The 1,078-nt window shown below is 63.2% G+C and carries 1 protein-coding gene; it reads left to right on the forward strand.

What is annotated here, in order from left to right; translation table 11 throughout:
• Nucleotides 1-507 precede the first annotated feature (507 nt).
• Nucleotides 508-900 carry a hypothetical protein gene (locus AC1D1G_RS45475; protein ID WP_005568583.1) on the forward strand — a complete coding sequence of 131 codons (393 nt, stop codon included), beginning with the start codon at nucleotides 508-510 and terminating at the stop codon, nucleotides 898-900.
• Nucleotides 901-1,078 lie beyond the last annotated feature (178 nt).

A 1,078-nucleotide genomic window follows, 5' to 3' on the forward strand; every position in this document is an offset into this window, starting at 1 on the left:
TGACGTGCAGAACGTCCGTGCCCCATGCCTTCGGCAGGCGCTCGGTCCACAGATCCGCCGGCTCGATGAGGTGGGTATCAGTGTCGATAACCCGGTACTTACTCATAGCACCACAATCCTTTCCTGACTCAGTAAGAGTTCCTGTAGATGATCTACAGCAACTAGGGTCTGTGTCAACCATCACTTTCCGTCGCACGCCCACCCGCCACGTGAAACGCCTGCTCAGCACCCATGCACAGGAACACAGACACCAGGCACGACGACCACCCGCATCAATCAGCAAGGCGAAGTGCCTCGCAGTGCAGGCTTCCGTCTTGGGGCCCTATATCCGAATGGATCCGCTCGGTCGCACATGGCAGTTTTGGGCCGCTTGGCGCTCGTAAGGTTCGTCGTTGACGGGGACGGCGTGCCCGGTCGGGTTTCTCGCTTGCTGCCCGCGCAGTAGGTCGAGTTGAACAATGGCGGGATATTTGTGATTTACCCTGGGATTAGGAGGTGGATCTGCCCATGGCAACCGCACACCCGCGACCGGATCACGCCGCGTACAACGAGGCCGCCCGGATGAGCCAGCCGGAGCTGGTCACCGCCCTGCGCGAGCTGCTCGGCGTCAAGCTGGTCGCCTACCTGGGCCGGGTCAAGGAAACCCGCGCGGTGCGGCAGTGGGCGGACGGAACCCGGACCATCGGCAACGACACCGATGTCGAACGGTTACGGATCGCCTACCGTGCCGCCCGGTTGATCACGGACCGCGACACCCCGGCGATGGCGCAGGCCTGGTTTCAGGGCCTGAACCCGATCCTCGACGATCGGGCACCGGCGCTGCTGCTGCGCAAGGGGGAACTCGCCGACATCGGACCTCAGGTGCTCGCCGCTGCCCGGCAGTTCGCTGCCGTCGGATGAGCGACCCCGACTCCGCCTCGTTCAATCGCACGCGGGCGAGACCCGATCCGCGAGAAACCAATTGGGGTGTCGAACACTGTTCTCGCGTCACCTGATCGAGCTGCCACAGCTCTCGCAATCCCATGGGCGCCCACCGTCCCGCTGGACCTCACGAAATTACTGATACTGCCAGTACTGT

Source organism: Rhodococcus sp. P3_B8, from assembly GCF_056402775.1.

Coding starts and splice junctions, on each gene's coding strand:
- AC1D1G_RS45475 (WP_005568583.1), top strand. CDS start 508: ATGGCAACCGCACACCCGCGACCGGATCACGCCGCGTACAACGAGGCC.